The organism is Rhizobium sp. WYJ-E13 (genome assembly GCF_018987265.1).
GTDB lineage: Bacteria > Pseudomonadota > Alphaproteobacteria > Rhizobiales > Rhizobiaceae > Rhizobium.
Genome location: NZ_CP076853.1, coordinates 2,032,034 through 2,054,811 on the forward strand (window position 1 = coordinate 2,032,034; position 22,778 = coordinate 2,054,811).

General features: G+C 59.2%; 21 protein-coding genes and 2 pseudogenes. 10 read left to right on the forward strand and 13 right to left on the reverse strand.

Annotation, left to right across the window (positions count from 1 at the left end; all coding sequences use genetic code 11):
- Position 1 precedes the first annotated feature (1 nt).
- Complete coding sequence (locus KQ933_RS10220; protein WP_253958311.1) at positions 2-2,140, reverse strand: prolyl oligopeptidase family serine peptidase; 2,139 nt, start codon at positions 2,138-2,140, stop codon at positions 2-4.
- Positions 2,141-2,314: 174 nt separating this feature from the next.
- Between KQ933_RS10220 and KQ933_RS10225 the strand changes: the two genes are divergently transcribed.
- Positions 2,315-2,941, forward strand: a complete 627-nt coding sequence (locus KQ933_RS10225; protein WP_216758664.1) for a TetR/AcrR family transcriptional regulator — start codon at positions 2,315-2,317, stop codon at positions 2,939-2,941.
- Positions 2,942-3,122: 181 nt separating this feature from the next.
- Here the strand turns inward: KQ933_RS10225 and KQ933_RS33740 are convergent, their stop codons facing one another.
- Positions 3,123-3,677, reverse strand: a complete 555-nt coding sequence (locus KQ933_RS33740; protein WP_216758665.1) for a TetR/AcrR family transcriptional regulator — start codon at positions 3,675-3,677, stop codon at positions 3,123-3,125.
- A 105-nt stretch (positions 3,678-3,782) separates the two neighbouring features.
- Between KQ933_RS33740 and KQ933_RS10235 the strand changes: the two genes are divergently transcribed.
- On the forward strand, positions 3,783-4,526 hold the full coding sequence (locus KQ933_RS10235) for an SDR family NAD(P)-dependent oxidoreductase (protein ID WP_216758666.1): 744 nt from the start codon (positions 3,783-3,785) through the stop codon (positions 4,524-4,526).
- Between the two features lie 148 nt (positions 4,527-4,674).
- Positions 4,675-5,031, forward strand: a complete 357-nt coding sequence (locus KQ933_RS10240; RefSeq protein WP_216758667.1) for a cupin domain-containing protein — start codon at positions 4,675-4,677, stop codon at positions 5,029-5,031.
- A 118-nt stretch (positions 5,032-5,149) separates the two neighbouring features.
- Here KQ933_RS10240 and KQ933_RS10245 read toward each other — a convergent pair whose 3' ends face one another.
- From KQ933_RS10245 to KQ933_RS10265, 5 genes are all read right to left on the reverse strand, one after another.
- A complete protein-coding gene (locus tag KQ933_RS10245; protein WP_253958312.1) occupies positions 5,150-6,604 on the reverse strand; it encodes a lytic transglycosylase F in 1,455 nt (484 codons plus the stop codon).
- A gap of 59 nt (positions 6,605-6,663) precedes the next feature.
- Positions 6,664-8,214 carry a DUF1254 domain-containing protein gene (locus KQ933_RS10250; RefSeq protein WP_216758668.1) on the reverse strand — a complete coding sequence of 517 codons (1,551 nt, stop codon included), beginning with the start codon at positions 8,212-8,214 and terminating at the stop codon, positions 6,664-6,666.
- Positions 8,215-8,256: 42 nt separating this feature from the next.
- The gene (locus KQ933_RS10255; protein WP_216758669.1) at positions 8,257-9,759 is read right to left on the reverse strand and encodes a DUF1254 domain-containing protein; all 1,503 of its coding nucleotides are present in this window, start codon (positions 9,757-9,759) and stop codon (positions 8,257-8,259) included.
- A 113-nt stretch (positions 9,760-9,872) separates the two neighbouring features.
- Complete coding sequence (locus KQ933_RS10260; protein WP_216758670.1) at positions 9,873-10,829, reverse strand: helix-turn-helix domain-containing protein; 957 nt, start codon at positions 10,827-10,829, stop codon at positions 9,873-9,875.
- 79 nt (positions 10,830-10,908) lie between these two features.
- Positions 10,909-11,883: a helix-turn-helix domain-containing protein gene (locus KQ933_RS10265; protein ID WP_253958313.1), complete on the reverse strand. Its 975-nt coding sequence runs from the start codon at positions 11,881-11,883 to the stop codon at positions 10,909-10,911.
- A 234-nt stretch (positions 11,884-12,117) separates the two neighbouring features.
- Between KQ933_RS10265 and KQ933_RS33385 the strand changes: the two are divergent.
- Positions 12,118-12,369: pseudogene (locus tag KQ933_RS33385) on the forward strand (ArsR/SmtB family transcription factor); the annotation flags it as partial.
- A 21-nt stretch (positions 12,370-12,390) separates the two neighbouring features.
- The gene (locus KQ933_RS33390) at positions 12,391-12,897 is read left to right on the forward strand and encodes an SRPBCC family protein (protein WP_367882517.1); all 507 of its coding nucleotides are present in this window, start codon (positions 12,391-12,393) and stop codon (positions 12,895-12,897) included.
- 46 nt (positions 12,898-12,943) lie between these two features.
- Here the strand turns inward: KQ933_RS33390 and KQ933_RS10275 are convergent, their stop codons facing one another.
- The 3 genes and pseudogenes from KQ933_RS10275 to KQ933_RS10280 all read right to left on the reverse strand — a co-directional run bounded on the left by KQ933_RS10275 (position 12,944) and on the right by KQ933_RS10280 (position 14,814).
- On the reverse strand, positions 12,944-13,177 hold the full coding sequence (locus KQ933_RS10275; RefSeq protein ID WP_216758671.1) for a hypothetical protein: 234 nt from the start codon (positions 13,175-13,177) through the stop codon (positions 12,944-12,946).
- Between the two features lie 380 nt (positions 13,178-13,557).
- Positions 13,558-13,695: pseudogene (locus tag KQ933_RS33395) on the reverse strand (pyridoxamine 5-phosphate oxidase); the annotation flags it as partial.
- A gap of 132 nt (positions 13,696-13,827) precedes the next feature.
- The gene (locus tag KQ933_RS10280) at positions 13,828-14,814 is read right to left on the reverse strand and encodes an MBL fold metallo-hydrolase (RefSeq protein ID WP_216758672.1); all 987 of its coding nucleotides are present in this window, start codon (positions 14,812-14,814) and stop codon (positions 13,828-13,830) included.
- A 135-nt stretch (positions 14,815-14,949) separates the two neighbouring features.
- Here KQ933_RS10280 and KQ933_RS10285 point away from each other — a divergent pair, with 135 nt between their 5' ends.
- The 4 genes from KQ933_RS10285 to KQ933_RS10300 all read left to right on the forward strand — a co-directional run bounded on the left by KQ933_RS10285 (position 14,950) and on the right by KQ933_RS10300 (position 18,185).
- On the forward strand, positions 14,950-15,846 hold the full coding sequence (locus tag KQ933_RS10285) for a LysR family transcriptional regulator (RefSeq protein ID WP_216758673.1): 897 nt from the start codon (positions 14,950-14,952) through the stop codon (positions 15,844-15,846).
- 489 nt (positions 15,847-16,335) lie between these two features.
- Positions 16,336-16,629: a hypothetical protein gene (locus KQ933_RS10290; RefSeq protein ID WP_216758674.1), complete on the forward strand. Its 294-nt coding sequence runs from the start codon at positions 16,336-16,338 to the stop codon at positions 16,627-16,629.
- Positions 16,630-16,971: 342 nt separating this feature from the next.
- Positions 16,972-17,694 (forward strand): hypothetical protein, encoded by a 723-nt coding sequence (locus KQ933_RS10295; RefSeq protein ID WP_216758675.1) that lies wholly within the window; start codon positions 16,972-16,974, stop codon positions 17,692-17,694.
- On the forward strand, positions 17,691-18,185 hold the full coding sequence (locus KQ933_RS10300) for a type II toxin-antitoxin system VapC family toxin (protein WP_216758676.1): 495 nt from the start codon (positions 17,691-17,693) through the stop codon (positions 18,183-18,185). Before KQ933_RS10295 ends, KQ933_RS10300 begins: the two co-directional genes overlap by 4 nt.
- Before the next feature lie 457 nt (positions 18,186-18,642).
- On the opposite strand, the gene KQ933_RS10305 is transcribed toward KQ933_RS10300, so the two are convergent.
- The 3 genes from KQ933_RS10305 to KQ933_RS10315 form a co-directional block, all read right to left on the reverse strand.
- The gene (locus KQ933_RS10305; protein ID WP_216758879.1) at positions 18,643-19,350 is read right to left on the reverse strand and encodes a response regulator transcription factor; all 708 of its coding nucleotides are present in this window, start codon (positions 19,348-19,350) and stop codon (positions 18,643-18,645) included.
- 741 nt (positions 19,351-20,091) lie between these two features.
- Positions 20,092-20,430, reverse strand: a complete 339-nt coding sequence (locus KQ933_RS10310) for a hypothetical protein (protein ID WP_216758677.1) — start codon at positions 20,428-20,430, stop codon at positions 20,092-20,094.
- A 142-nt stretch (positions 20,431-20,572) separates the two neighbouring features.
- Positions 20,573-21,658: a hypothetical protein gene (locus KQ933_RS10315; RefSeq protein ID WP_216758678.1), complete on the reverse strand. Its 1,086-nt coding sequence runs from the start codon at positions 21,656-21,658 to the stop codon at positions 20,573-20,575.
- Between the two features lie 488 nt (positions 21,659-22,146).
- Between KQ933_RS10315 and KQ933_RS10320 the strand changes: the two genes are divergently transcribed.
- Positions 22,147-22,719, forward strand: coding sequence for a PE-PGRS family protein (locus KQ933_RS10320; protein WP_216758679.1), 573 nt, complete (start codon positions 22,147-22,149; stop codon positions 22,717-22,719).
- Positions 22,720-22,778 lie beyond the last annotated feature (59 nt).

Consider the following 22,778-nt stretch of genomic DNA (forward strand, 5'->3'; position numbering starts at 1 on the left):
GTCATTCCGCAGGTGTGATCTTCAATCCCGTCCAGTACGCGGCAAATGCGTAAAGATCGGCGTTCTGCGCGACGGCCTTGTCGGTCGGAAGGCCGCTCCCATGCCCGGCACGGGTTTCGATGCGCACCAGCCGCGGCTTGGGGCCAAGGTCGGCGGCCTGCAGTGCGGCGATGTATTTGAAGGTGTGAGCAGGAACGACGCGGTCGTCGGCATCTGCTGTGGTGGCCAAGATTGCGGGATAGTCCTCGCCATCCCTGATCGTGTGATAGGGCGAGTAGGTCAGCAGGTTGCGGAATGATGCCTTATCGGCAGGATCACCGTACTCGCCTCGCCAGAGCGCGCCGCCGGTGAACTTGTCATAGCGCAGCATGTCCATGACCCCGACACCCGGAAGTGCTACGTCGAACAGATCGGGGCGCTGGTTCGTAACGGCGCCGACAAGCATGCCACCGGCGGACTCGCCCTGGATGGCAAGTCCCTTCGGTGTAGTGACGCCCACGCGCTTCAGGAATTCGCCACCTGCGATGAAGTCGTCGAACGTGTTCTGCTTATTCTCGAGCTGACCTGCGCGATGCCACGCCCGGCCATATTCCCCGCCTCCGCGAATATTGGCGATCGCCAGCACGCCACCCTGCTCGACCAAGGAGAGGTACATGGGGTTGTAGATGGGAATCTGGCTGATGCCGAACCCACCATAGCCATAGAGCAGGGTGGGAGCCGGCCCTTTGACATCTTTGCGCCGGCTGATGAACATCGGCACTTCAGTATAATCTTTCGAACGATAGAAGCGTTGCTCGACATGGAATTTGCTGAGGTCGATCGGCACTTTCGGCTCCACCCAGGTCGTCACCGTTTCGGAGGCCGTGTCGTAGTGATAGATCGCGATCGGTGCGTCGTAGCTGGTAAAGACGAAGAAGGCTTCACGGGCATCGCCTTCGAGAAATCGGGCGCTTCCAACACCCGGTAGATTCACGGTGCCGTCCGGCTTTCCATCGAGCGTGAAGCGCCGCAGCTCCGTCTTGACGTCGAGCTGATAGTTCACCAGCAGTGTGTCGCCCGCAAGAACCGCGCTGTCCAAGACTGCGCCATCGGCTGCCTCGGCGATGAGCTCCTTTGGCTTCGGGTTGTCTTCAGCTAGATCGAGCGAGACAATGCGAACGCGCTCGGCCTCGTGTGTCGTGGCCAACAGAAGCCTTTGCTCATCATTGCCGATCACATACCAAGCAGAATCCATGTCGGCCACGACCGTCCGCGGCTTCCAGTCGTCAGACTGAAGATCGACGATGGTTAGAGAGCTTTCGTTCGTCCCTGGTGTCGAGGAGATAGTGAGGTAGCGTCCGCCAGAAACCCTGTCGGCTCCGTGCAACAGTTCGGGGCGTTCAGGGGTGGCGTAGATGAGGCGATCCTCCGCCTGGTCTGTTCCTAGCCTATGGAAGTAGACGGCGTGGTTGGCAACGACCGCATCGGCCCTGCCATCCGCTGGCTTCGGAACGCGGGAATAGAAGAAGCCCGATCCATCTGGCGCCCACGCAATGCGCGTGAAGCGCGCCATTTCAACGACGTCATCAAGTATCTCGCCGCTGTCGACGTCCAGCACCCTAAGTGTCCGCCAGTCGCTACCGTTTGTCTGGATGCCGAAGCCAACGAAACGACCGTCGTCGGATGCGCTCCATATGGCCAAGGCGTCGGCGCCGTCCTCCGACCAGCTATTCGGATCGATGAGCAATCGGCTATCGCCGAAGACCCCTTCACGGACATAAAGGGACGGCTGATTTTCATTCCCTTTGATTACATTGAAGAAGTAGCGGTCTCCCCGCTTTCGAGGGACGGTGTAGCGCTCATAGTCGAGCAACTCCGTCATCCGCTTGCGGAAGTGGTCCCGTCCCGGAAGCGTGTCCAGATAGGATCGCGTAACGGCATTCTGTGCCTCGATCCATGACCGGACTGCGCGGTCCTCGGCAACCTTGTTTTCCAGCCAACGATACGGGTCCGCGATCGTCTGACCGAAATGCTCTTCGGTCACGTCAATGCGCTTCGTCTCGGGATAGATCATACTTGGCACATTGCCCTCCAGTTGGTCGGCGGAATGGCTGGTGGCACAGGTGAGCAAAAGGGCGACGAGTGTGGCGGGCGTTCGCATGGGCAACTCCAATTTCCGATGGGCGAATAGCATGAAAAATATTTAGTGGCACTAAGTGTCATTATTGTGACCTTCCAAAAACCGTTGATGGTCCCTACATGGAAGCTTGCTCACTATAGATACGGCACTAAATGCCGTTTATATCTGTGATTTGAAATGCTTTCAGGAGCACGGATGAGCAGAACGATCCCGGACGATGCACATATTGAAGTGGCGCGCAGCGCCGCTCGCTTATTTCTGCAGAAAGGCGTTGCCGACACGACTGGCGACGAGATTGCGGAAGCCGCCGGCATCTCGAAGCGGACGCTCTGGCGCTACTTCCGCACTAAAGAAAGCTGTGTCGAACCGCTCTTCGCGCTGGCGTCGCAACGCCTCGCAGTCAGATTTCGCAATTGGCCGACCGACATCTCGGTGGAGCAGTTCCTGGAGATTGCTTACGACATGACCAAGATCGGCGCGCAGGAAAAGATAGATACTGGGCTCCTCATCCATCTGATCGCTCGCTTGGATGAAGAACCGGCGCTTCTTGGCCCTTGGCATATGTCTACTCGAAACACTGAAGAGACAATGGCCGAGGTCATTGCTACGCGGCTCGATCTCTCGCCAAAGGATTTCGATGTGATGCTCTGCGCCGCAACGGTCGCCGCGGCGATGCGCATCGTCGACGAGACCGTCAGCCGAGGCGCGGTAAAATACGGGCAGGCACCGACCGTAGCAGAGACGAACGACCGACTGGCCCAAGCGATACGACGCGCAAGCACGCTACCATTCTGCGATCCCGTCACGCCAAGGCCGAGGTGAAGGATAAGCAATTTTGGCTCGGGCCAATTACGATCGGCTGCCGCGACTTCACCTTTTCAGTTAAGCGCGCCCATATGTCCGCAAAGGGCCAAAAGCGGTCGCGGACTTAAACGGCGGGATACGGCGGCTGGTGCGGCTGGCGGCGTGACACTTCGCGCCGAAAGCGGTCATCGGCCAGACCTCAGCGCACAGCCATCCCATCCATGAACACTCCCACGAGACGCGCGATGTGGGCCTGTGGCGAACTCTCCTGCCCTGTGGCGAGCGAGATGGCGGTTGCTATGCATACGATGTCGTCGAAGCCGATGTCGTGCCGGATAACCCCCGCCGCCTGCGCATTTTCCAGAAGCCGCAGACCTTCCCTGCTGGTTGCCGCGCAGCCGGGCGTGCCGACCTGCAACACTGTTCCGAGCGACGCGGCGAGGCCACGATAGACGTTGGTGTGCTGAACGAGTTCTTCCAGATAAGAGCGCATCGCGTTCAGCGGATCACGTCCCGTGTCTCTTGATCGGCTGGTTTCGGCAAGGGCCAAAAAGCGAGAGCTGTAGGCCGCGGCCAGAAGCTCCTCTCGTGTCGGGAAGCGACGGTAAAGCGTCCCGATGCCGACGCCGGCGCGTTTTGCGACATCGTCCAGGGACACGTTGGCCCCTTTCTCGAGAAAGACGTCTTCGGCGGCGGCGAGGATGCGTTCCCGGTTTCGCTGGGCGTCGGCCCGCAATGGGATTTCGTCAGCCAAAAGATTCGCCTCCAAAGATTTGCCTCAACACGACTTGCTAAGTGGAGCCTACCTCCATATAGAAAGTGGAGCAATCCTCCACTTGATCAGGAAGCGAGCAACGACATGGCAAAACGGTTTGATAAAAAGGTTGTGGTGGTTACGGGCGGCACGGACGGCATCGGCCTGGCCACGGCAAAGGCATTCGCAGCCGAGGGTGCCCATGTATATGTCACGGGGCGCCGGCAGGAGCGCCTGGATGAAGCACTCGAGGAGATCGCGAACGGTGCCATCGGCGTTCAGGGCGATGTCAGCGATCCCTCGGCCCTCGACAGGCTCTACGCTCGGATAAAGCAGGATCACGGTCGCGTGGATGTGGTCTTCGCCAATGCCGGCATATCCGAGTCCGCCCCGATCGGCGGTATCGAGGAGGACCATTTCGATCGCGTTTTCGATATCAACGTCAAGGGGACCGTCTTCACGGTGCAGAAGGCTCTGCCGCTGATGTCTGCCGGCGGTGCCGTCATATTGGCCGGATCGGGCGCCGGCAGCAAGGGCTTCGCCAACCTTTCCGTCTACAGCGCGACGAAGGCAGCGATCCGCTCGTTTGCACGAACCTGGACAGTCGATCTGAAAAGCCGCGGAATACGTGTGAACGTCGTCTCCCCCGGCATGGTCCTGACCCCGGCAATGCAGACCTACCTTCAAGACAATGCCGGTGCCGAGGAATGGATGAAGCAGGCCATTCCTTTTGGCAGGCTCGCCGAGACCGCAGAGGTCGCCAAGGCGGTATTGTTCCTGGCATCGGATGAAAGCAGCTTCGTTGGCGGCGAGGAACTGCTCGTCGATGGCGGCTTCGTCGCGGTCTGACGCAGCCGGTCAGAGCGTCAGGCGCGATCCGCCAATGCGCACAAACGTTCAAGACCGTGACGCGGCCCTCGTGTTTCTTCCGGGTCTCCAGTCTTCCGGGTCACCAGGCCACCGGTGAGCCCGGATCTATTTGTCAAAGGCGAGAAAAATGAAAACAGTCAATCTCGAGGAAAAGCTCGGCTGCTTCTCCAGTCACTGGGATCCCCACGTCATTGCGGATTACAACGAAAATGACGTGATGGTCGTGAAATTCCTGGGGGAATATCCCTTTCACAAGCATGAAACGACCGACGATTTCTTCCTCGTGCTCGAGGGTGAAATCGAGATCGATATCGAGGGGGAGCCTTCCCGAACGGTCCGGGCCGGCGAACTGTTCGTCGTCCCCAGGGGCGTCGTTCACCGGCCGCGCGCCGCAAAGGAAGCCAAGGTCCTGCTGATCGAACCCAAGGGAGAACCCAACTCCGGCAATTCCGACCGGGCGCCTTCTCCGAAACCGCGGATCTGATTGCTGCGCTGGCAGGCGCCGCTCAAGCGACGTCACCGCCAATAACGGGCGGTCGTCCCGAAACGCGGCGCCATCACGGAGGCAAGCCGGGTCCGCATCTGGTTGCGATGTCCGATCCTCATTCAGCCTGCGGAAGGCCAGCCTGCTTTCGCTCATCCATGCGCTGCACGAGAAGCGAGTAGGCCACGTAATATTTGTAGATATTGCTGACATACTGAACGGTCTCACGACCGACGATAGCCGCAGCGCCGTTCTCGACGTTGCCGAACCAGACATTCGCATCGAGCCCCATCACCTTCGCCTTTTCACGGAATTTCCGCAGATTGCCAGGTCCTGCATTATACGCTGCGAAGGCGAAGAGCTGCCGATCTTTCGGCGTGAGCGTTTCGTCGTCGATATATGTCCGGATCAGATGGCGAAGGTATTTTGCGCCGGCCTCGACGTTCCGGTCGGGGTCCTTGTCGATGCCGCTGATCCCGATCACCTTGTCCTTGGCCGTCGAAGGGAGCATCTGCATGATCCCGACCGCTCCTCTCGGAGAGCGTCGGGATTGGTCAAGCTGGGATTCCTGATAACCCTGGGCCATCAGCATCAGGTAATCGAAGGAATAGGTGCCGCCATACTTGCGAAAGATTTCCACGAGCTTCTGGAAGCGTTCGACATCCGATGGCGAATAGGCGCGTTTGACGATCTTGTCCTGCTTGAAATAGCTGTTTCGCAGGATGTTGCCGAAGGTGGTGCCGATCTTGTGGGTGGCGACGAAGGCATTCAGCTCGGCCTTCAGTTGCGGACTGTTCTTCCGTAGCGCCCAGGCTATCTTTCCCTGCGACGAGAGGACGACGTCGTGGCGCACCTTGATGTCGGGAAACACGTGCGACCAGATGTCGGCCTTATAGGCGTCGACAATCGTGAAAGGCAGCAGGTCGGCGTTGGCCATCTCCATCAGGTCTTCGTCTTCCAGGCTTTCATCCATCGGATCGATGATGATCTCCGGCTTGCCGGCGGATGCGAGCTCCTTGTTCCGTGCAAGAAGATGTTGGTGATAGCTGCTGGAAGGCCGCACGGCGACATGCTTGCCCGAGAGATCGTCAATGCTCGCAACGACGGGGCTGCCGGGGGCCGCGACAAGAACCTCCTCCGCATCGCTGTACAACGGATCGGTAAAATCGACCTCTTGAGACCTTTCGTCGGTGACGGTCAGGTTGGCCATGACGATATCGCCGAGGCCATCGTTTAGAGCGGCTAGCAGCTTGTCGCGCGGCATGGGCACGAAGACGATGGTGATGTGGTCGATCTGCTTCTTGCGGTCCTTGTTCAGAACCTTCTCCAGTTCCCGTCCGAATTCTACTGCTGTTCCGAACTGACGTCCCTTGTCGACGAAGTAGATCGTCTTGCTGAAGGGAACGAGAATGCGCACGATACGGCGCGCTTTCATCGCATCGAGATCGATGACGTGCTGTTCGATCAGCGCGGGCTTCGACACCGGCACGGGAACCTGGGCGATTCCGACCGCGGGGATGAAGGCCGGAGCCAGAAGACATGCCCGAAGAAGATAAGCACGTTGCATTGCCATGTCAGCCTCCCAGGCGGCGAGAGGCCCAGGCGCCAGGATGCCCAGGCCTCGATGTGTTGTCAGGTGACCTTGATTTTCGGCGGCTGCCATGACCCGTCGAGGATTGGGTCCTTTCCCCAGTAGGAACGGATGTAGAGCGAAAACTTGCCGTCCGGTGCGGGCAGCCAGTTCATCTCCTTGTCTTTGCCGGGAGATTTGGCTCCGACATAGAGCGTCAGCGCGCCGTCACTGCCGCGTTTCAGGTTCTTGTTCTTGGTGCCGAGCGAGTATCGCTTCAGGTCGTTGGCATGGAACAGGTGCTTGTCGTTGTAGAGCGTCAGTGACCAGAACCCGTTGACCGGCGGCTCCTGCCCTTCCGGGAAGGTGATCGAATAGCTCCCGCTTCCGGACAGCTGTTTGCCGGTTTCGTCGAAGTCCGTATAGAAATACTGTGTCTCGTTCGGCCGGTTATCGAACATGTTCGATTTCGAGGTTCCGGTCCGGTTGAAATAGTCGAGGCCGAATTGTGCGTTATTGGTCGACCGGTTCCAGCCGTTGCCGGCCGGTCGGCCATTGTGTTTCCACTCGAAGAATGGCCCGATAACATCTTTCTCGGTCTCGACGGCTGTCTGTACGAGCAGCTTCTTGAGGTCGGCGTCCTTTTCCGACGCGTCCATCAACAGTCGGAATTGGCCGTACATCGCCTCTTCGCCCGGCAGCGGATCGACCATGGAGAGAACTTCGCCGAACTGATCGAAGAATTTTTCAGGGATCACCCACTTCGTCTCTCCCCCGCCCCCATCGGAGTCGGAGGATTGCGGCACAGGGATGTCCTTCACGGTTGCCCACTCGATCGTCTTCATCTCGCCGGTAAAATCCTCGAGCGGGTAAAAGACGACCTGGTTGATGGCGGACTGGATCGCCTTCTTGTCTTCCGGCGTATCGTCCTGGAAGATTCGCGGGATTGCGTTTGCCAGCGTCGTCGGGCATCGGATGATGTCGGTGATCCCGTTCGGCTTCAGGCCGTTCCATCTCGGGCCGACAAGCAGGTAAAAGCCGGGCTTGGTGCCGTAGGGTTTGCCTATGCGGCCGAATTGGTCCGTGCGTTGGTCATACAGCGCATAGACCCAGAAGCGGTCGTCGAAATCCGGTACCTGGGCGACCACCGGCTCCTCGTCCAGCAGAAAGAAGCCCAGCCCGTAGACGACATCCTGGTTGGGGCAGGTCACGAAGGTTTCCGAGGGTTCTATATAGTCGTGCAGCATACCGACCTGGCCGCGCGGCGCGGCAGGCAGAATGCCTCCCAGCAAACCCGGATACGGTGCCTGCGTTATCTTCGCCTTGCGGTTCAGCATGTTCACCATGGGCCAGCCCCAGACATAGGCCATCCGGGCTATCGTCCTGGCGTAGCCCGGGTGCATGTCGATGCCGGTGGCGGGCATCGTGACGTCATCGGCGGGCGCGGCAGCTCGTGCCTGCCCACCGCCGGCGAGCGCTACGGCCGGCGCGGCTGCGAAAGCGGCGGGCACCGACAAGCGCGCACCAAGGGTTGCCAGCGCAGCAGCGCCGAGGCTCGCCCTGATCGCTTCACGGCGATTGAGTTCGCCGCTGTTTTTCAACTTCGTGCTCATGCGATTTCCTCCACTTCTCAGAATGATCGAACTGCTGCGGCGCTACTTCAGCTTCACGAGATCATCCGGCTTCCAGCTCTGGTCGAAAAATTCGGTGCCGGTGCCGTAGAGACGGAGCGCCGCGAGGAAGTTGCGTCCCTCAACCGTCTGTATCCAGTTGCTGTCGGCAGCTTCCGCTGGCTTGCTCGGTCCGAAATAGAGATCGATCGAGCCGTCGTCGTTGGTCTTCACCTTGTTGAAGCCATTGATCGAAGGCATGAGCTGCTCGGCCGCCGTCATCGTTCCGTCGGTGATATTATAGGCCGTCACCGCCCAGAAGAGTGCGGCTGGCGGATGCGGAGGCAGGTGCAGCTTGTAAGAATTCGAGCCGTTCAGGAAGTCGCCGTCGGCATCGCGTATTGCAAACGGGTACTTCGAGCCCGCATCGAGGGTGCGCATCACCATCGCCGGAGCTGAAGAGTAGGCGATCTGGAAATAGGATGCCCGCTGGATGACATCGAGATAGCTGTCCTGCATCCATTCGGCGGTGGCGCCCGCCCATGTATTCACATACTGCCGGTCCTTGTAATAGAGATCGCGCTTGTCGGGGCGTCCGAGCTGGCGACCTGCCAGGATCATTTTGGGCGCCGTCTCGACGGCCTTCTGCAGCGCCGCCGTCTGTTTGTCCGTCGGAGCGAAAGCTTGCCCCTTGATGATGCCGATCGACGCGAGCACGCCTCGCGTCACGGGATCGATCGATGCGACGGGCTCGTAGTCGACGAATTCCTTCAGTTTCGTCCAATAGGTGCTACCGGTCGGATACATCATGTTGACGGTTTTGCCGCTGCCGTCGGGGAATTCCATCGGCTTGACATCCTTCTCCGAAGCCCAGAGCGGGTAGACGCGGGTGCGCTGCGCATTGACAACCGCAGGCACCGGGTCAGGTCCGTTTTCGCCCTTCGCCATGATCGTTCGGAAAAACAGGAAAACATTGTAGGTCGGCGACTTGAAGGCGAAATATCCCTTCGGGATTTCACCATCGAAATCCGGTGGCAGGAGCAGGTAAAGCCCGCCACGGGCGCGATCCGGGCCGATCGCGCCGACATCGGTGATCGTGCGCTGATAAAAATCCGTGAACATCCCGATGACGTTCGGAGGCGCGGCAACGACCAGAGGCCCGTCCTTCTTCAGGTCGAGGTAGCTCATCGAGTAGATGACGTCGGCGTTGGGTGTCGGCACCCAGGTGCGGCTGTCCATCCTCTCCTTCCAGATCGGCAGGACATTATAGCCGCCACCGAACACTGCCTCCGACCCGTCCCGCATGCCGATCGTGTTCAGGGCCGGAATCGTCAGGATGTGGGCCTGAATGGCGTTCTGGTAATAGAGCTCGTCGCGAAGCTGCTCGGCCTCCTGTTCAGCCAGCCAGTTGCCATTGTTGATCTGCTCCATCAGCGGCGGGATTTTGGAACTGGTGTCCTGCGCAGCGGCAAGGTTGTAGGGCAACACGGAGCCTGAAAGGCATGCCGTCAGAGCGGCCGAATATGCGAATGCTGTCAGTCTGGTCATGACGTTTCTCCCGGAAGAAGGAAAGTCCATTCAGATAGATGACTGCGTATTCGATAGATTGCGGCGAAATATGCGCCTCTGGATTTTTACTGGCTATGCGATTAGTGCCAATCTCAGAGCCACGTTTGCGACAGCTCCCTTCGATGTCGGGCCACCAGCGTTGCGCTCGGCTGTTCTCCGAAGACGTCGCGATACCAGCCCGACATACGCCCATGCTCGCCGATGCCCCAGCGATTGCTGCTCGCTACGATCGTCGTGCGTTGGTCTGACAGGAGGTCGCGCCGGATGCGGTGCAGGCGCAGTCTGCGGACATAGCTGTTCGGCGTTTCGCCAAGAACTTCGAGAAAAGAGCGATAGACGGTACGAACCGAGACGTCGCAGGCCGCAGCAAGGTCTCGCACACGAATGGGTTCGACGAGGTGTTCGCCGACATAGTCCCGTGCGGACAGGATAACGCGTTCGTGGGGAGCATGCTCGATAAAAGCTGGAAACCCGTCGTCTCTTTCGCAATGAGCCAGCATCTCGCTCAGAATGGAACGGCCAATGTTGAAGCCGGGAATGGAGGCTTCTCCGCCGTGCAGACGCAGCATTGCCGACGAGATCGCTTCGATCGACTGGCCGCCCAACGGCCTGCGATGGAACCCGCCTCGCGAGAACCTTCCGACAAGCCTGTGCCCGGCCGCAACGGTCGCCGCCACGTAGAGCGTTCCCGGCGCAAACAGCATATCGACCTCGTCGCCCGGCCTGACGACTCCAACACAGCCGTTCCAGGCAGGGTGAAGGCAAACGCGCGATCCCTTCCCGCAAGAGAGCCCAAGCCCGATGGTAACGGCGTCCTCTGAGAGGACGCCCCTGACCCACGCGTTTCCCTCGATCAGGCCGCTGCTGAAGATGACGCCGTTGGCGGCCGAAAATGCCAACGATCCGCCAATCCTGCGGCCTGCCATCTGGAGGGTATCGAGCCGTGCGCCGAGCACGAGGTTCCGCAGGTCCTCAATCTCTCGCACTTGAAAAAGCTGCCAATGGTCCTCACGCGGTTCCACCGGCGGCTGCACCAGCACACCTGCCATGGCTGCCCCCAAGCTTCGTCGCAGTTCATGTGCAGTATGCCCGGAAATGGGCGGCGACCTCTATGCGCTTAGTGCCAATCTAATGGATGACCATGCGCGGGACCGTGCGTTGCGCCTGAGCCAGGGTTTCGCTCGGCAACTCGTCGAACATCTCGCGATACCAGCCAGCAAGCCGGCCCAGCTCGCTCACCCCCCACTGATTGGCGACGATTGCGATCGTGCAGGTCCGTTCGCTATCGCTGGCCAGTCCCTGCCTGATCCTGTGGAGCCGCAATCGTCGGACGTAGCCCTGCGGCGTATCATCGAAGATGTCTGCAAATGCCCGGAAGAGCGAGCGACGCGAGGTATAGGCAGCCGCGGCAATGTCATCGAGCGCAATGGGTTCCGCCAGATTCTCCACGATGAAGGTCCTGGCCCGCTCGACGATCTTGGCATGAAGGTTGCCGTTGGATCTGACGGCATGGTCGTGCGGCGGGCGCCCCAGATGCTCGATCAATGCCCTCAACAGCAGCGAACCGCTGTCCGTTCGCGACGATTGGCCGTCGTGGATTTTTGCGAACTGTTGCTTCAGCCCCGCGCGCACCTGCTGGGACAAAACCCTGCCGTGGACCCGCGTGCCTCCGAGCGTGGCCCGGTCGAGAACAAGTTCTTCCTTGGCCGCCTCGTGTTCCAACCGGTCCAAGGATATCGTCGCCGTCGCATAAAGGGCCCCTGCCGTATAATAGGCGTCATGTTCGTCCCCACCGTGGAAAACTCCGACAGCCCCGTTTTCCACCTCCCGCAGCCAATGTCGGCAAGCCCCCTCGAGGTGCAGGACGGCGCCGATCGTCAGGGCACTTGCAGACAGCGGCCCCCTGAGCGCAACCCGGCCCTGGATGCTGCCCCCGCTATACACAATGCCCTTGTGTTCGCAGAAGATCAGGCTTCCGGTCATCCTGCCTGCAGACATCTGGGTGGCCTCGATGCCAGCCCCGTGCACTGCGTCCCCGAGGTCCTCCACCCTCGAGATGGTCATGCGGTGCCACGGTGAAACGATCGACGGATTGCCTGTCATTGCAGCCCTCCCCATCTGCCGGCGTCGATTGAAGGATATAGGTCATGTGCTCGAAAGGAGAATGAGGTCCTGGGGCGCGCAGTAACCATGCCGGCAACCATGAATACGCCGCCCTCGGGATAGGTCATGACAACCGCCGGCGCCCGCCCCTGGCGGCTACCGCTGCAGCCTCCAGAGGAGGCAGAAAACGTGACCATCTTGACACGTGACTATTTAGTCACCTATTGTTGTCACATGGATGAAATCTTCAACGCCCTGGCGCATCCGCTCCGGCGCGAGCTTCTGGACCGCCTGCGCGAACGCGACGGCCAGACGCTGAGCGAGCTTGAGCGCGACCAGCCCGTCACCCGCTTCGGGGTGATGAAGCACCTCGGCGTGCTCGAAGACGCCCATCTCGTCGTGACCCGTAAGATCGGCCGGGAAAAGCTGCATTATCTCAATCCGCTTCCGGTTCAGGAGATCGCGGATCGCTGGATATCGCGCTTTTCTGCGCCCTTCGCCCGCACGATGAGCGACCTTAAAACCGCTGTCGAGAGAAGGGACGCGACCATGGCACCTGCTGCACCGAAACATGTCTGGGAAATGTTCATTCGCGCCACGCCGCAAGAGGTGTGGGCCATCCTGACCGATGACGAGACAACGCCGCTCTGGCAGCACTACAATATGACCTCGAAAACGGAATGGGTCGCAGGCGGCGCCATTACCTTCCATGTCGGCGACCGCGCGATGATCGTCGGAAAGGTCCTTGACATCGATCCGCCCCGCCGCTTCGTGCATTCCTTCAGCGCGCAATGGTCGCCCGATGTCGCCGCGGATCCAGCCTCGCGCGTGACCTGGCTGCTGGAACCCGTCGGCGACAAGGCCTGCAAGGTGACGCTGACCCATGACGATTTCGGCGGGGAAACCGCCACCAGCAAGGCCGTCGGCGGCGGCTGGCCGGAAGCGCTGTCGCGATTGAAGACGCTCGCGGAAACCGGCGAGCCTTTCTATGTGCCGGCCCCTGTGTCGGCCTGATCGGGAACGAACGGATGGTCGCTTCCGCTCTTATCGCGTCAAGCCTTCACTCGGCCGAGAATTTGACCGTCACCCCGCGCTGACGGAAATAGGCCTGCATCAGCTTCCTGCCGGACCGGTTGTTCTGCACGAGCCTGGCGGGGTCGAAGACGGCCTCTTTCAGACCCGCGCGCGCCAAGGCTGCCTTGAGAGCGGCAATATGCAGGTCGATATCCTCATTATCGGCCCGCAGTGACTCGTAAATGCGGTTCGTCGCATCTTCTACCGTCGGTTCGCTCACCGTTACTCTCCCTTTGTTTTCTGGCGCTTGCCGCCCATCTCGGCCCGATCCTATTAAGGCGAAAAATGCCTTCGTCAATCTGAGACCTGGCTGGAAAGCTGCGTTCGCCTCAAGAAGGCGGCACGCAAAGATGAAGGCGGGGTCATCTCCACGCGGCCTGCCCTCGCCCAACGAGGGCGATGCGCTGGCGCTGACATCAGCGCAGCCGGTGGCAAAGAAGCTGCGTCACCGGGCGGGACCAGGGTGAAGGCGGCGGTGGATTATGACCCGTATGCGTAGCGTGGGGGAATGGCGGATTTGGTGTGCGTTTGCGCGTGTGGCCCCCTCACCCTAACCTGACCGGGGTCGAAACCCGTGGCGGGGTGATCATTGAGCTTCGGTCATCTTTCAGGGTTCTCCAACCGTGCGCGCAAAGTCGCGTTCTCGGTTTCCAATCGCTGCGGTTGTTCACGGAGAGGAGCGACAGCTTGTTCAACCTGCTGTTCGTTGCAGCGCGGCATGATGTGCTGTGGGCAATTGGATAAGGCATGCCTGTTCTCCCTGCCCAGGCAGGCTCGCATCGTCGTCTCACGGTGCGAGCCCGGATCTATCTTTGGATAGCCGAAATCAGTGCTTGGCATTTATATCCTTGAGATCACCGAGAGCAGACATCAGTCCTGCAAGGCCCAGTCTGCGACCTGCCAACGCATCTCCCCACGATCGGCGACGACACGGCCGAGCCCAGGGAACGGCATGTGCGTGGCAGCGATGAGTGCGCCCTCCGACGCGGCGCGCGGAAAGAAGCGATCACGCATGGCTTTCGCAGCGGCACGGTCCTGCTCAAACAGGAAGAACACGTCGGTCGCGGCCGGATGGACGACCGGAAAGACCATATCCGAAACCATGATCATGCTCTTGCCGCCATCTTCGACCCGCACGCCGATATGGCCGGGTGTGTGGCCGGTCAGGTCGACGATCGAAACACCGCGCATGATCTCGCGCTCTCCGTCGATCGCTTGGAGCCTCGGATATAGCCGCACGACCTCCTCCGTCATCTTGAAGCTCGCCTGCAGGTAATCAGGCGCGCCGTTGCGCTTGGCCGGATCGGTCCAGTGAGTGATGTCGCGACGATCGATGTAAAGCTCGGCTCCGGGGTAGTTGTTCTTGCCTCCCAGAACCAGCCCGCCCATGTGGTCCTGGTGCATATGCGTCACGATGACCGCGTCGATCTTGTCGGGCTGCAGACCGAGCGCGGCGAGTGCCTGTGGTAACTGTCCGGTCTGCCCGATCGAACCTGCCGCACCGGCGTCGATCAGGATGCGGCGCTCACCATCCTCGACGAGATATTGGTTGAAGAGAAACCGAACCCCACTCGGCCGGGCCGTAAACTGTGCGCTTGCCGCCCTCTCGACCTCGGACGCTGAGCGCCCCGGAAAGTAGTCATAGGGCATATCGGCATACCCGTCCGTCAGTGCCGTCACGGTGAACCGACCGATGCGGATCTGTGCGAGCGGGTTCACCGCAACAGGCGCCTTGGCAGCTTCCTGCGTCGCCGCACGGGCGGTGGTGTCGCCGAGCAGGCCTCCACCGAGGAGGCTTCCCCCGATGAGGCCGAGAGGCAGGGCGCCGGCAAAGGCGCGACGTGAAAGTTGAGGCATGACATCTTTCTCCGGGATCAGTAGCACGATGGGAGCTACCTCGAGCCCCTTGACGACGCGGATGCTATGACATCCGCAAACAACGCGGTATCGTGGCAATGTGGAAACATTCTTCCCATTTTATGGAAGGCTTCGATGGATCGTCTTGATGCGATGGCGGTGCTATTGGCGGTGGTCGACGCCGGCAGTCTTTCTGCCGGGGCACGGCGGCTGAATACGCCGCTCGCCACGGTAAGCCGCAAAGTGGCCGATCTTGAACAGCATCTCGGCGTCTGCTTGGTCGTGCGCACCCGCCGCGGCCTCGCCTTGACGGAGGAAGGGCGCGCCTTCGTCGCCGCGTCGCGTCGTATTCTCGAGGACCTGGACGCGGCGGAGCGACAGGCCAGCGGCGATTATGGAGCGCTGCGTGGCGGGCTGCACGTGACCGCGCCGATTGCCTTCGGCGAGCGCCATCTGCTGCCAATTGCGCTCGAATTCCTCAAGGAGCAACCCGATATCAACCTGCGGCTGACCCTGAGTGATCGGCAGCTAAGTCTGGCGGATGAGCAAGTCGATGTAGCCCTACGGATCGGGCACCTGCCGGACAGCGCGATTATCGCAACACGGGTTGGTGTCGTCCGCCGGGTGATCTGCGCGAGCCCTGACTATCTCGCCCGCCGAGGAGTGCCGCGTCAGCCGCAAGACCTCGCCCCGCATGATGGCATAAGCTTCCAGGGCTTCGAGACCGCCCCGGAATGGCGATACCGCCGGGACGGCGCGGCCTTCGCCGTCGAGCCGCGCCTCAAACTCGCAGTCAACACGACAGAGGCTGCCATTCAGGCTGCGCTGGCCGGGATCGGCATTATTCGCGTGCTTTCTTACCAGATCAACGAACATTTGCGCTCTGGGGCTCTGCAGGAATTGTTGGCGGAGTTCGCACCGGAGCCGCTACCCGTCAATGTTATTCACGGACCAGCCGATCCGCTGTCGCTGAAGGTGCGATGCTTCCTTGACTGGATCGGCCCACGCCTGCGCGCGCGGATGGCATCCTAGCGTTCCGCCTATCAGACGCGCCTCCGTTGATGGCTGTCAGGCTCACTGATCGTCGATCGTCCTGCATGACGACGCGCTGGCGCTGGACTTTGCGCAAGCTATGTCACGGGGTGATGTCTATGGGCAGATGGGCGGTACCGGGAGAGGATTAGACCAGCGGCCGCAGCAGGCTAATCACAATATACGGCGCCGATTTTATCCACAGGTTTATTTCTGGATTCCAGGCGTAAAAAATCCCGCAGAAGCTGGATTTTTTGCAGCGAACAGCCAAACTAATCCAACTGGTCGAATTGCTGCGCTTCGTGCCCGGGCGTCTAATTGTGATGTCGCGGTGGAGGGCACAGATGAGACAAGCACCGGGGCTGGGGCTCGTCTTGGTGCTGGGTGGCGAGCCCCAATATCTTCGCCAGTGATCTGATAAACTGCGTTAGAAAAAAGACTGCCTCGGGGGACGCTAAAGGATGAACTCCATCTTCAGAAGGTCCGCCAATGCCGCCATTGCTCGATGCCGACGACCCAAACAGCCTTGATATCGTCTGCGATGTCATCCTGGTAGACTGGTATAACGCAGGCGTAGACACCTTCGATATCAGAGACTTCCGGGAGGAAATGGAGCTGCACTATCAAGAGGTGGGCAGGCCCGTCCCTGCAGAGATTGCCGATCCCCAAAAACTCGTTCCAACCCTGCGGCTGCTGCAGGCGCGCATGCACATCGTCAAGCCGACGCGGATTACCGGTATCGAGTGGCAATTCCTGCGAAATGGTAACGGTAACGGGGATTGAAGGCGCAAGGGTGTGACAATATCAAGACTCCCGTCGGTCACTCCGGCGGCTTGACTCCCAGACCGAACGGAACATAATAAGAACATCTTACAAGGTGAGCGGGTCGCGCGGCTACGCCCTTGTTACACGCCCATAAGCGTTGCGCGGTATGCCAGAAACGTCACCAGTGATCGAAAAGATCCGAAGATCGGCCTCATCGCTCCGGGTCTGGCAAAACAGCGGGCTTTAGATATGCGCACGCGTTCCAGATTAATTTAAGCTGTGGCAGCTAGACGGCATCACATTGGCTTAATGATGCGTTATCCTTTCTGGCCCAAGGTGGACTTAAGCGCGGGAGGTAGAATGTCCGACTTTCTTGAATATTCTTTCCGCATTATCGGACCGAAGCCCGAGACGATCGCTATGTCTCGTCTGGCCGCCTACATGACTGAGCTTGCGAAACTTATTGGCGCGTCCGAGCAGGTTCATTTCAAAGAAGTACGTGACAAGAGCGTTAGCATCGTTGCCCTGGCTGATGAAGAATTGGTCGCCTTCATATCCCCTCGGATCCGGGAGGCCGCTCTTAATGACAATGACACGGATGCAGCGGCTCCTTGGCGCAAACTCAACGAGTACCTCGCTGAAGACGGGTGGACGGCCGAGATGCCGTTGCCCAAAGGTGGAGAGTTGATTTCTTTCCCAGGAGTGTCAAAAGCATCGAAACCTATTCGTATCGTTAATCAGCACACGTCGGTGCAAGGCAGGCTAATTCGTATCGAAGGAGCCGGGGATAAAATTAAGGTCGGCCTCGAAATTGACGGTGACCTGAATGCTCGCATCTCCATTGACTCTGTCCACGCCATATCGTTGGCTAGGCTCTTTCATCAATATGTCAGGGTGAGTGGTGACGGGAAGTGGCGGCGCGATACATCAGGGAAATGGTTCCTTGACAACCTCGCAGCAACATCCTTTGACGCCCTCGATGATGAGCCGCTCGTCGATACTCTTGAAAAACTGCGGGAAATCCTGCCCGATGAGGGCGGAGAGAATCTTATCAAAGCGCTGAATGAGCTACGCCGAGCATGATTGTCGTTGATTCAGTCTTTCTAGTCCTGATGATCGACCCCGAAAGCACGCAAGACAACGGTCGCGTCGGCAAGGTAAGACATTTCGTGCAAGGGCTATCCAAGACAAATAGCGTCATAATGATCCCGGCACCGGCAATAGCCGAACTGGTCGCTGGACGAGCGCAAAAAATCGAAGAGGTTGTCGAGACGATCAGGCGTCTCAAGGGTTTTACAGTTCAGCCGTTTGACGAAGTTATTGCCATCGAGACTGGAGAGAGGATCGCTTTTCATCAGGCCAACTTGAAACCGCAGGATCGCGCCGCGCACTGGAAGGTGACGATGAAATACGATGCTATGATCGCTGCAACAGCCATCGTAAGAGGCGCAAGCGATCTATACACTGACGATCCAAATTTAGGAAAGTATCTTAAAGACACTTCCGTAACGCTGCGTCTTATCGACGACCTACCTTCTCCACCGGAAGACCCGCAGCAAAAGTTCGACTTATAAACGCTTGCCGATCTTGGATCATCATGCAGACCCCTCTTCCCTCAATTCTGCGGCCTCGGCCCAGCCCAAGGATGCCCCTGCCTCTCAGTTATTTCTGCAGATTCGACGTCAGGGCCGTGTCGTACCGTTTTCACAATTTCGCGATGGCGTCGGCATCCGGCGAACTGCTTTGCGCGATGAGATTACGAGTTTCTTGAGGTAATGTTCGTATCCGGGCAGTGAGGCTGTCATGATCATTTTCGCCGTCCTGCCGCGGACGCAGCCTGCTCTTCTCTATAGCATGCAATTTTCCTGCGTCGACTGCGAACCAGCCTTGTCGGCATCTTTCGGCATTTCGCTGGAAAGCGCGGGTCTGCCGCGATAAGAACTTCGAAAGTTCGGCGCCCCCATGTGGGTTCAAACCCTGCCCCGAAACCCGACGAAAACGGTGCGCCAGCGCCCTACCCTGAGACCTCGCCTACCCCGGCGAGACGTCAGGCCCTCCGGCGGCTCTTTGAACCAGGCGGGCGACCACTTCAGTGCGGTTCTGCGCCTGCAGCTTGCGCATGATATGTTGCAGATGCATCTTCACCGTATGCCCCGACAGATTGAGTTTTCCGGCAATCACCTTGTTCGAGCAGCCGCTCTGCAACGCTGCCAGCACATCCGCTTCCCGCGGCGTGAATTCGGCGATCGCCAGGTATTGCGTCCTGTCATCCAGGCGTTTTTCGGCCTCGCTTCTCGCCGGAACATGCTCGTTCGCGCCGTTTGTCACCGCGCCCAACAACTGCGGGAAGAATGTTCCTCCTGCCAGAACGAGACGAAGACCGGCAAGCGCGATGTCGATGGGAAGCGAAGTCGAGAAAAAGCCGCGGATACCCATCTTGAGCGCCTGACGGGCTATGTCGACGTCGTCGGTTCCTGAGAGCAACGTGATAGGTGCCTCGGGAAACCGTGCAGCAATTGCCGCGAGATCATCTCGCAGGCTGGGGCTCTCGACACTTCTGCCGGCCAGATCCAGTGCGATCAAACGCACCTCGGCTCCAAGAGCCCGATCAAGGCTCTCGGTCGAGATCAGGTCGATAAAGTTCCACCCCGCGAGCTCATGCTGAAGAAGCTTCACGACGGTGGTGCGAGCCAGTGTAGAATGCTCAATTATGATCACAGTTGGTGCATTGCGCCCCATACGGCGCTTAGATTTAGCACTGTCGGACACTTGCGTGCTCCCCACAAGATTTGCAACCCAACAGCTACTCACATTATTCCTGTTCTCGCTTCATGTCATGAGAAAAAACGAGTGTATTGCCAGCCTCAATAGTCTGATCTCGCATGATAATTCTTATAGTCTATAAGATTCAGGTGAGAGACAACTGGGCCTGTAGAGCACTTTGGAAAGCGTATCTGCGAGAACTTGCCGGTTCGACTTGTCGCTGCAGACTGTCCAGTCTTCGCCGAATTCACGTATGGAAAGCGCCTCAACAAAGCTTTCAAAGGCACTGAAAAGGCGAGCGATCTGCTTCAGATCCATTGGGGAATGAGACGTTGGATGGAACGCCCTGGCGATCCGTTCGGTTTTCTTCCCACATCTCATGTCAAAGCAGCCGCTGACCTCGACGCCGAAACGTCCAGAGCGAAAAGCAAAAACAAGCCCGAGATGCCTGGTAACCCTTTATGATTACTGAATAACTGGGGGCCATTGACGCACCAGGACGCATTAATACCAGCTGGCCTCGTTTTCACTCAGGCAACACTGCGCCGGCACCGACAGATGTCGGCCTCTTCTATGACAATGCGGATAAGGTCATGGTGGAATGTTCGGTATCTCGATGAGCCGGCCGTGCCATGTCGGCCCAAACGACGAAAGCCGGGGGCTGAACGGGCATCTCGCCGCGAGGCTAGAGCTGCACACCCGTCAACAGCATACGTTTTAATGAAATTTGTGAAGGACAATCAGGCGCTCACCGTCGCGGCCCGTCCACTCGGATGCACTGTAGAAGAAGCAGCTTGGGTAATCTTCCAAGTAAGGCTTCTCTGACACATGCAAGTTTGAGCGGATCGACTTCCAAAATTCAAAACGTTCATTCAGCGGTATCCAGCGCAGCGGCCTGCCGACGTTAACTTCTAGAAATCTGATAGGGGCTTCTCGAAGCAGGTCGCGGATATCCTCTTCAGTGACGTCGTCCCTCACGCACTGACCGAACTCTCCTTTGTCATCCCACAACTTGGTAAGCGGCCCGCCCACATACTTGCGTTCTACATTTGTCATCTCATTCCTGCGATTCCGGCTTCACCGTGTGCCACCTTGTCACTGCAGCGCAACCTCACCCGAAAATGTCCGCGAAGAAAAGGCCTACGACACTCTGTCAACAGAACCCAGAGTTCCATGTTGGAGGAAAAATGGAAATGCCCTAGCTGTGCAGGAAGCCCATGATATCGTCGACGAGAGCCGAATGGGCGTCCGTGAGGTTGCCCACTCCGCCGTGTCCCCCGATGCCTGCCATCTGGAGCGCATGCTGATCATAAAGAACATGATCGATCTGCTGGGCGTCTGCCGTCCCGCCGGCGGGAACCGCGATGTTGATGGGATGGAAATAGGCGAAATTGGCGTCGACCATGCTGCCGGTCGACGATCCGACCCCGCCACCGCCACCCGCATGGCTGCCGGTAAAAATCGTGTCCGACGACAGGTTGAAGCCACCGCCATTGCCGCCGATGCCGGCGATCTGCACAGCGCCCTGATCGAAAATGACGTTGTTGGTCTGATGCGCCTGCGCCGAGCCGCCCGCGGCGCCGATGGCGATATTGATCGGCGAGAAGATGGCGATACTCACGTCGACGATGCTGCCGACGAAATATCCATTGCCGCCGTGGCCCGCATAAAAGTCGCCGGTCAATGTCAGCGATGTTCCCGGGCTCAGCGAGTCATGGCCCGCGACATTATGGTCTCCGCCAGAGCCGCCCATGCCGCCGATCTGGGTTGCGCCCTGCAGGAACAGGGCGTTGTTCGATTGGTCGGCGTGAGCCACCGCACCAGGGCCTGCAGCCACGGCGGCATTCACGGGGACAAACAGCGCGGTTTCGGTGCTGACGAGGCCACCGTAGAAGACCCCATTGCCGCCGCTGCCGGCATGACTGCCGCCGTCGCCGCCGCCGATAGCAACATTGCCGCTTCCGCCATTCCCGCCGATGCCGGCCATTTCGGTGGCATGCTGATTGATGAGCGCATTGTTGCCCTGAACGGCGTCGACAGAAGAATGAGGTCCCGCAATAGCGGCATTGGACGGCATGAAGACAGCCAATGCGTTGCTGCTGATCACGCCCTCACTGATCCCGTTACCGCCGCTGCCGGCTGACGTGTAACTCGGACCGGAAGCGACATCCAGCGGAAGCCAGGTCGGCACCAGCGCCAGATGACCCGCGGCCACATTGGAGGCGAGGTTCTGATCGGTGCCTGTCTTGGGCACGTCTTCCGACAAGGGACGATTTTCCGTCATTACCGTCTCCGTTCCGCGGCCAACCACGCGTCCATCAAGCGTGCAGTCTGAATTATCCAGGCCCTGAATTATCGGAGACATTGTGCCTCTGAACGTCGCAAAAGCGGAGCCTGCAATTCGTCTACATCCCCTCGGCTAGGACCGTAGCCATTTGGCCGTCATGGCCGCAGCCTCCCCCTGTCCGGGTTCGAGAGCACCAGATCCGCCTCCGCACGAGAGGTCTTGCAGCTTGCATCCCCTTTCTCGCGGCGGGACATGAACGTTTTCGGCCGGCACCGGATCATCAGGCATCAATCCAAAGCAACGCCACGTCGTCTCGAAGTATACGCCCAAAGGAACGTCGCCGAATATCTAGATAGTTAGAAGTTTAAATCGAAGGCAATATTCGCTCGCGGTTGTATTGGCTGGCGGTGACATCGAATACCCACGCCGTAAGGGGGACGCCGTAAAAGATTCACGGACGAAACGAAGTAGAAGGAGTGACATCAATGCCTATTCCACAAATGTCTGACACGATCTATCTCAACAACCCGGATGCGGGCGACGCCAATGCCGGCAACGGCGGTGATGGCAACAACCACGGCAACATCAACTACAATCCGGTTGCCTATGTGGACCCCTCACAAACGGTCTACGGGGCAGAGACCCATCTGCACAACGGCGATCACGTCTGGCAGACGGCAGGTTGGGACGCCGGCGGTGGCGGACCCGGCGGCTTCAGCCAGGCCCAGAACGGCTTCCTGGCATCGCTCACCAGCGGCGCCGGCGGCGCGGGAGGAGAAGCACACTCCAACGGCGATCAAGGCAATACGAGCGGCGGCGACACGGCTACGGTGAATGCGGCGACGACCGCGACACAATATACGCAGCTCGTGGCTGACCAGCATGCCACCATCCTCGCAGGCGTCGGCGGCAACGGCGGCAACGGAAACAACGCTCTGGGCGGCGATATCGCATCGGCTCTGGTTCACACCGATCCCGAAACGACGACGGTGAACAATTCACTCGATCATTTCATCAACGCCTTCGGCCATATCGACGTCAGCCATCTCGGCTCATGACCTCAGTCCCTGAGGGTCGCCGGCTCCGGCTGGCGACCCTCCTATATTGCCGAACCAGC

What these genes read in the sequence shown, in the direction of transcription:
- KQ933_RS10265 (WP_253958313.1), bottom strand. Translation starts at nt 11,883, where the DNA reads ATGACAGGCAATCCGTCGATCGTTTCACCGTGGCACCGCATGACCATC.
- KQ933_RS10315 (WP_216758678.1), bottom strand. Translation starts at nt 21,658, where the DNA reads ATGACGGAAAATCGTCCCTTGTCGGAAGACGTGCCCAAGACAGGCACC.
- KQ933_RS10290 (WP_216758674.1), top strand. Translation starts at nt 16,336, where the DNA reads ATGCCGCCATTGCTCGATGCCGACGACCCAAACAGCCTTGATATCGTC.
- KQ933_RS10220 (WP_253958311.1), bottom strand. Translation starts at nt 2,140, where the DNA reads ATGCGAACGCCCGCCACACTCGTCGCCCTTTTGCTCACCTGTGCCACC.
- KQ933_RS33390 (WP_367882517.1), top strand. Translation starts at nt 12,391, where the DNA reads ATGAGCGACCTTAAAACCGCTGTCGAGAGAAGGGACGCGACCATGGCA.
- KQ933_RS10295 (WP_216758675.1), top strand. Translation starts at nt 16,972, where the DNA reads ATGTCCGACTTTCTTGAATATTCTTTCCGCATTATCGGACCGAAGCCC.
- KQ933_RS10255 (WP_216758669.1), bottom strand. Translation starts at nt 9,759, where the DNA reads ATGACCAGACTGACAGCATTCGCATATTCGGCCGCTCTGACGGCATGC.
- KQ933_RS10320 (WP_216758679.1), top strand. Translation starts at nt 22,147, where the DNA reads ATGCCTATTCCACAAATGTCTGACACGATCTATCTCAACAACCCGGAT.
- KQ933_RS10300 (WP_216758676.1), top strand. Translation starts at nt 17,691, where the DNA reads ATGATTGTCGTTGATTCAGTCTTTCTAGTCCTGATGATCGACCCCGAA.
- KQ933_RS10285 (WP_216758673.1), top strand. Translation starts at nt 14,950, where the DNA reads ATGGATCGTCTTGATGCGATGGCGGTGCTATTGGCGGTGGTCGACGCC.
- KQ933_RS10240 (WP_216758667.1), top strand. Translation starts at nt 4,675, where the DNA reads ATGAAAACAGTCAATCTCGAGGAAAAGCTCGGCTGCTTCTCCAGTCAC.
- KQ933_RS10245 (WP_253958312.1), bottom strand. Translation starts at nt 6,604, where the DNA reads ATGGCAATGCAACGTGCTTATCTTCTTCGGGCATGTCTTCTGGCTCCG.
- KQ933_RS10260 (WP_216758670.1), bottom strand. Translation starts at nt 10,829, where the DNA reads ATGGCAGGTGTGCTGGTGCAGCCGCCGGTGGAACCGCGTGAGGACCAT.
- KQ933_RS10310 (WP_216758677.1), bottom strand. Translation starts at nt 20,430, where the DNA reads ATGACAAATGTAGAACGCAAGTATGTGGGCGGGCCGCTTACCAAGTTG.
- KQ933_RS10250 (WP_216758668.1), bottom strand. Translation starts at nt 8,214, where the DNA reads ATGAGCACGAAGTTGAAAAACAGCGGCGAACTCAATCGCCGTGAAGCG.
- KQ933_RS10235 (WP_216758666.1), top strand. Translation starts at nt 3,783, where the DNA reads ATGGCAAAACGGTTTGATAAAAAGGTTGTGGTGGTTACGGGCGGCACG.
- KQ933_RS10225 (WP_216758664.1), top strand. Translation starts at nt 2,315, where the DNA reads ATGAGCAGAACGATCCCGGACGATGCACATATTGAAGTGGCGCGCAGC.
- KQ933_RS10280 (WP_216758672.1), bottom strand. Translation starts at nt 14,814, where the DNA reads ATGCCTCAACTTTCACGTCGCGCCTTTGCCGGCGCCCTGCCTCTCGGC.
- KQ933_RS10305 (WP_216758879.1), bottom strand. Translation starts at nt 19,350, where the DNA reads ATGGGGCGCAATGCACCAACTGTGATCATAATTGAGCATTCTACACTG.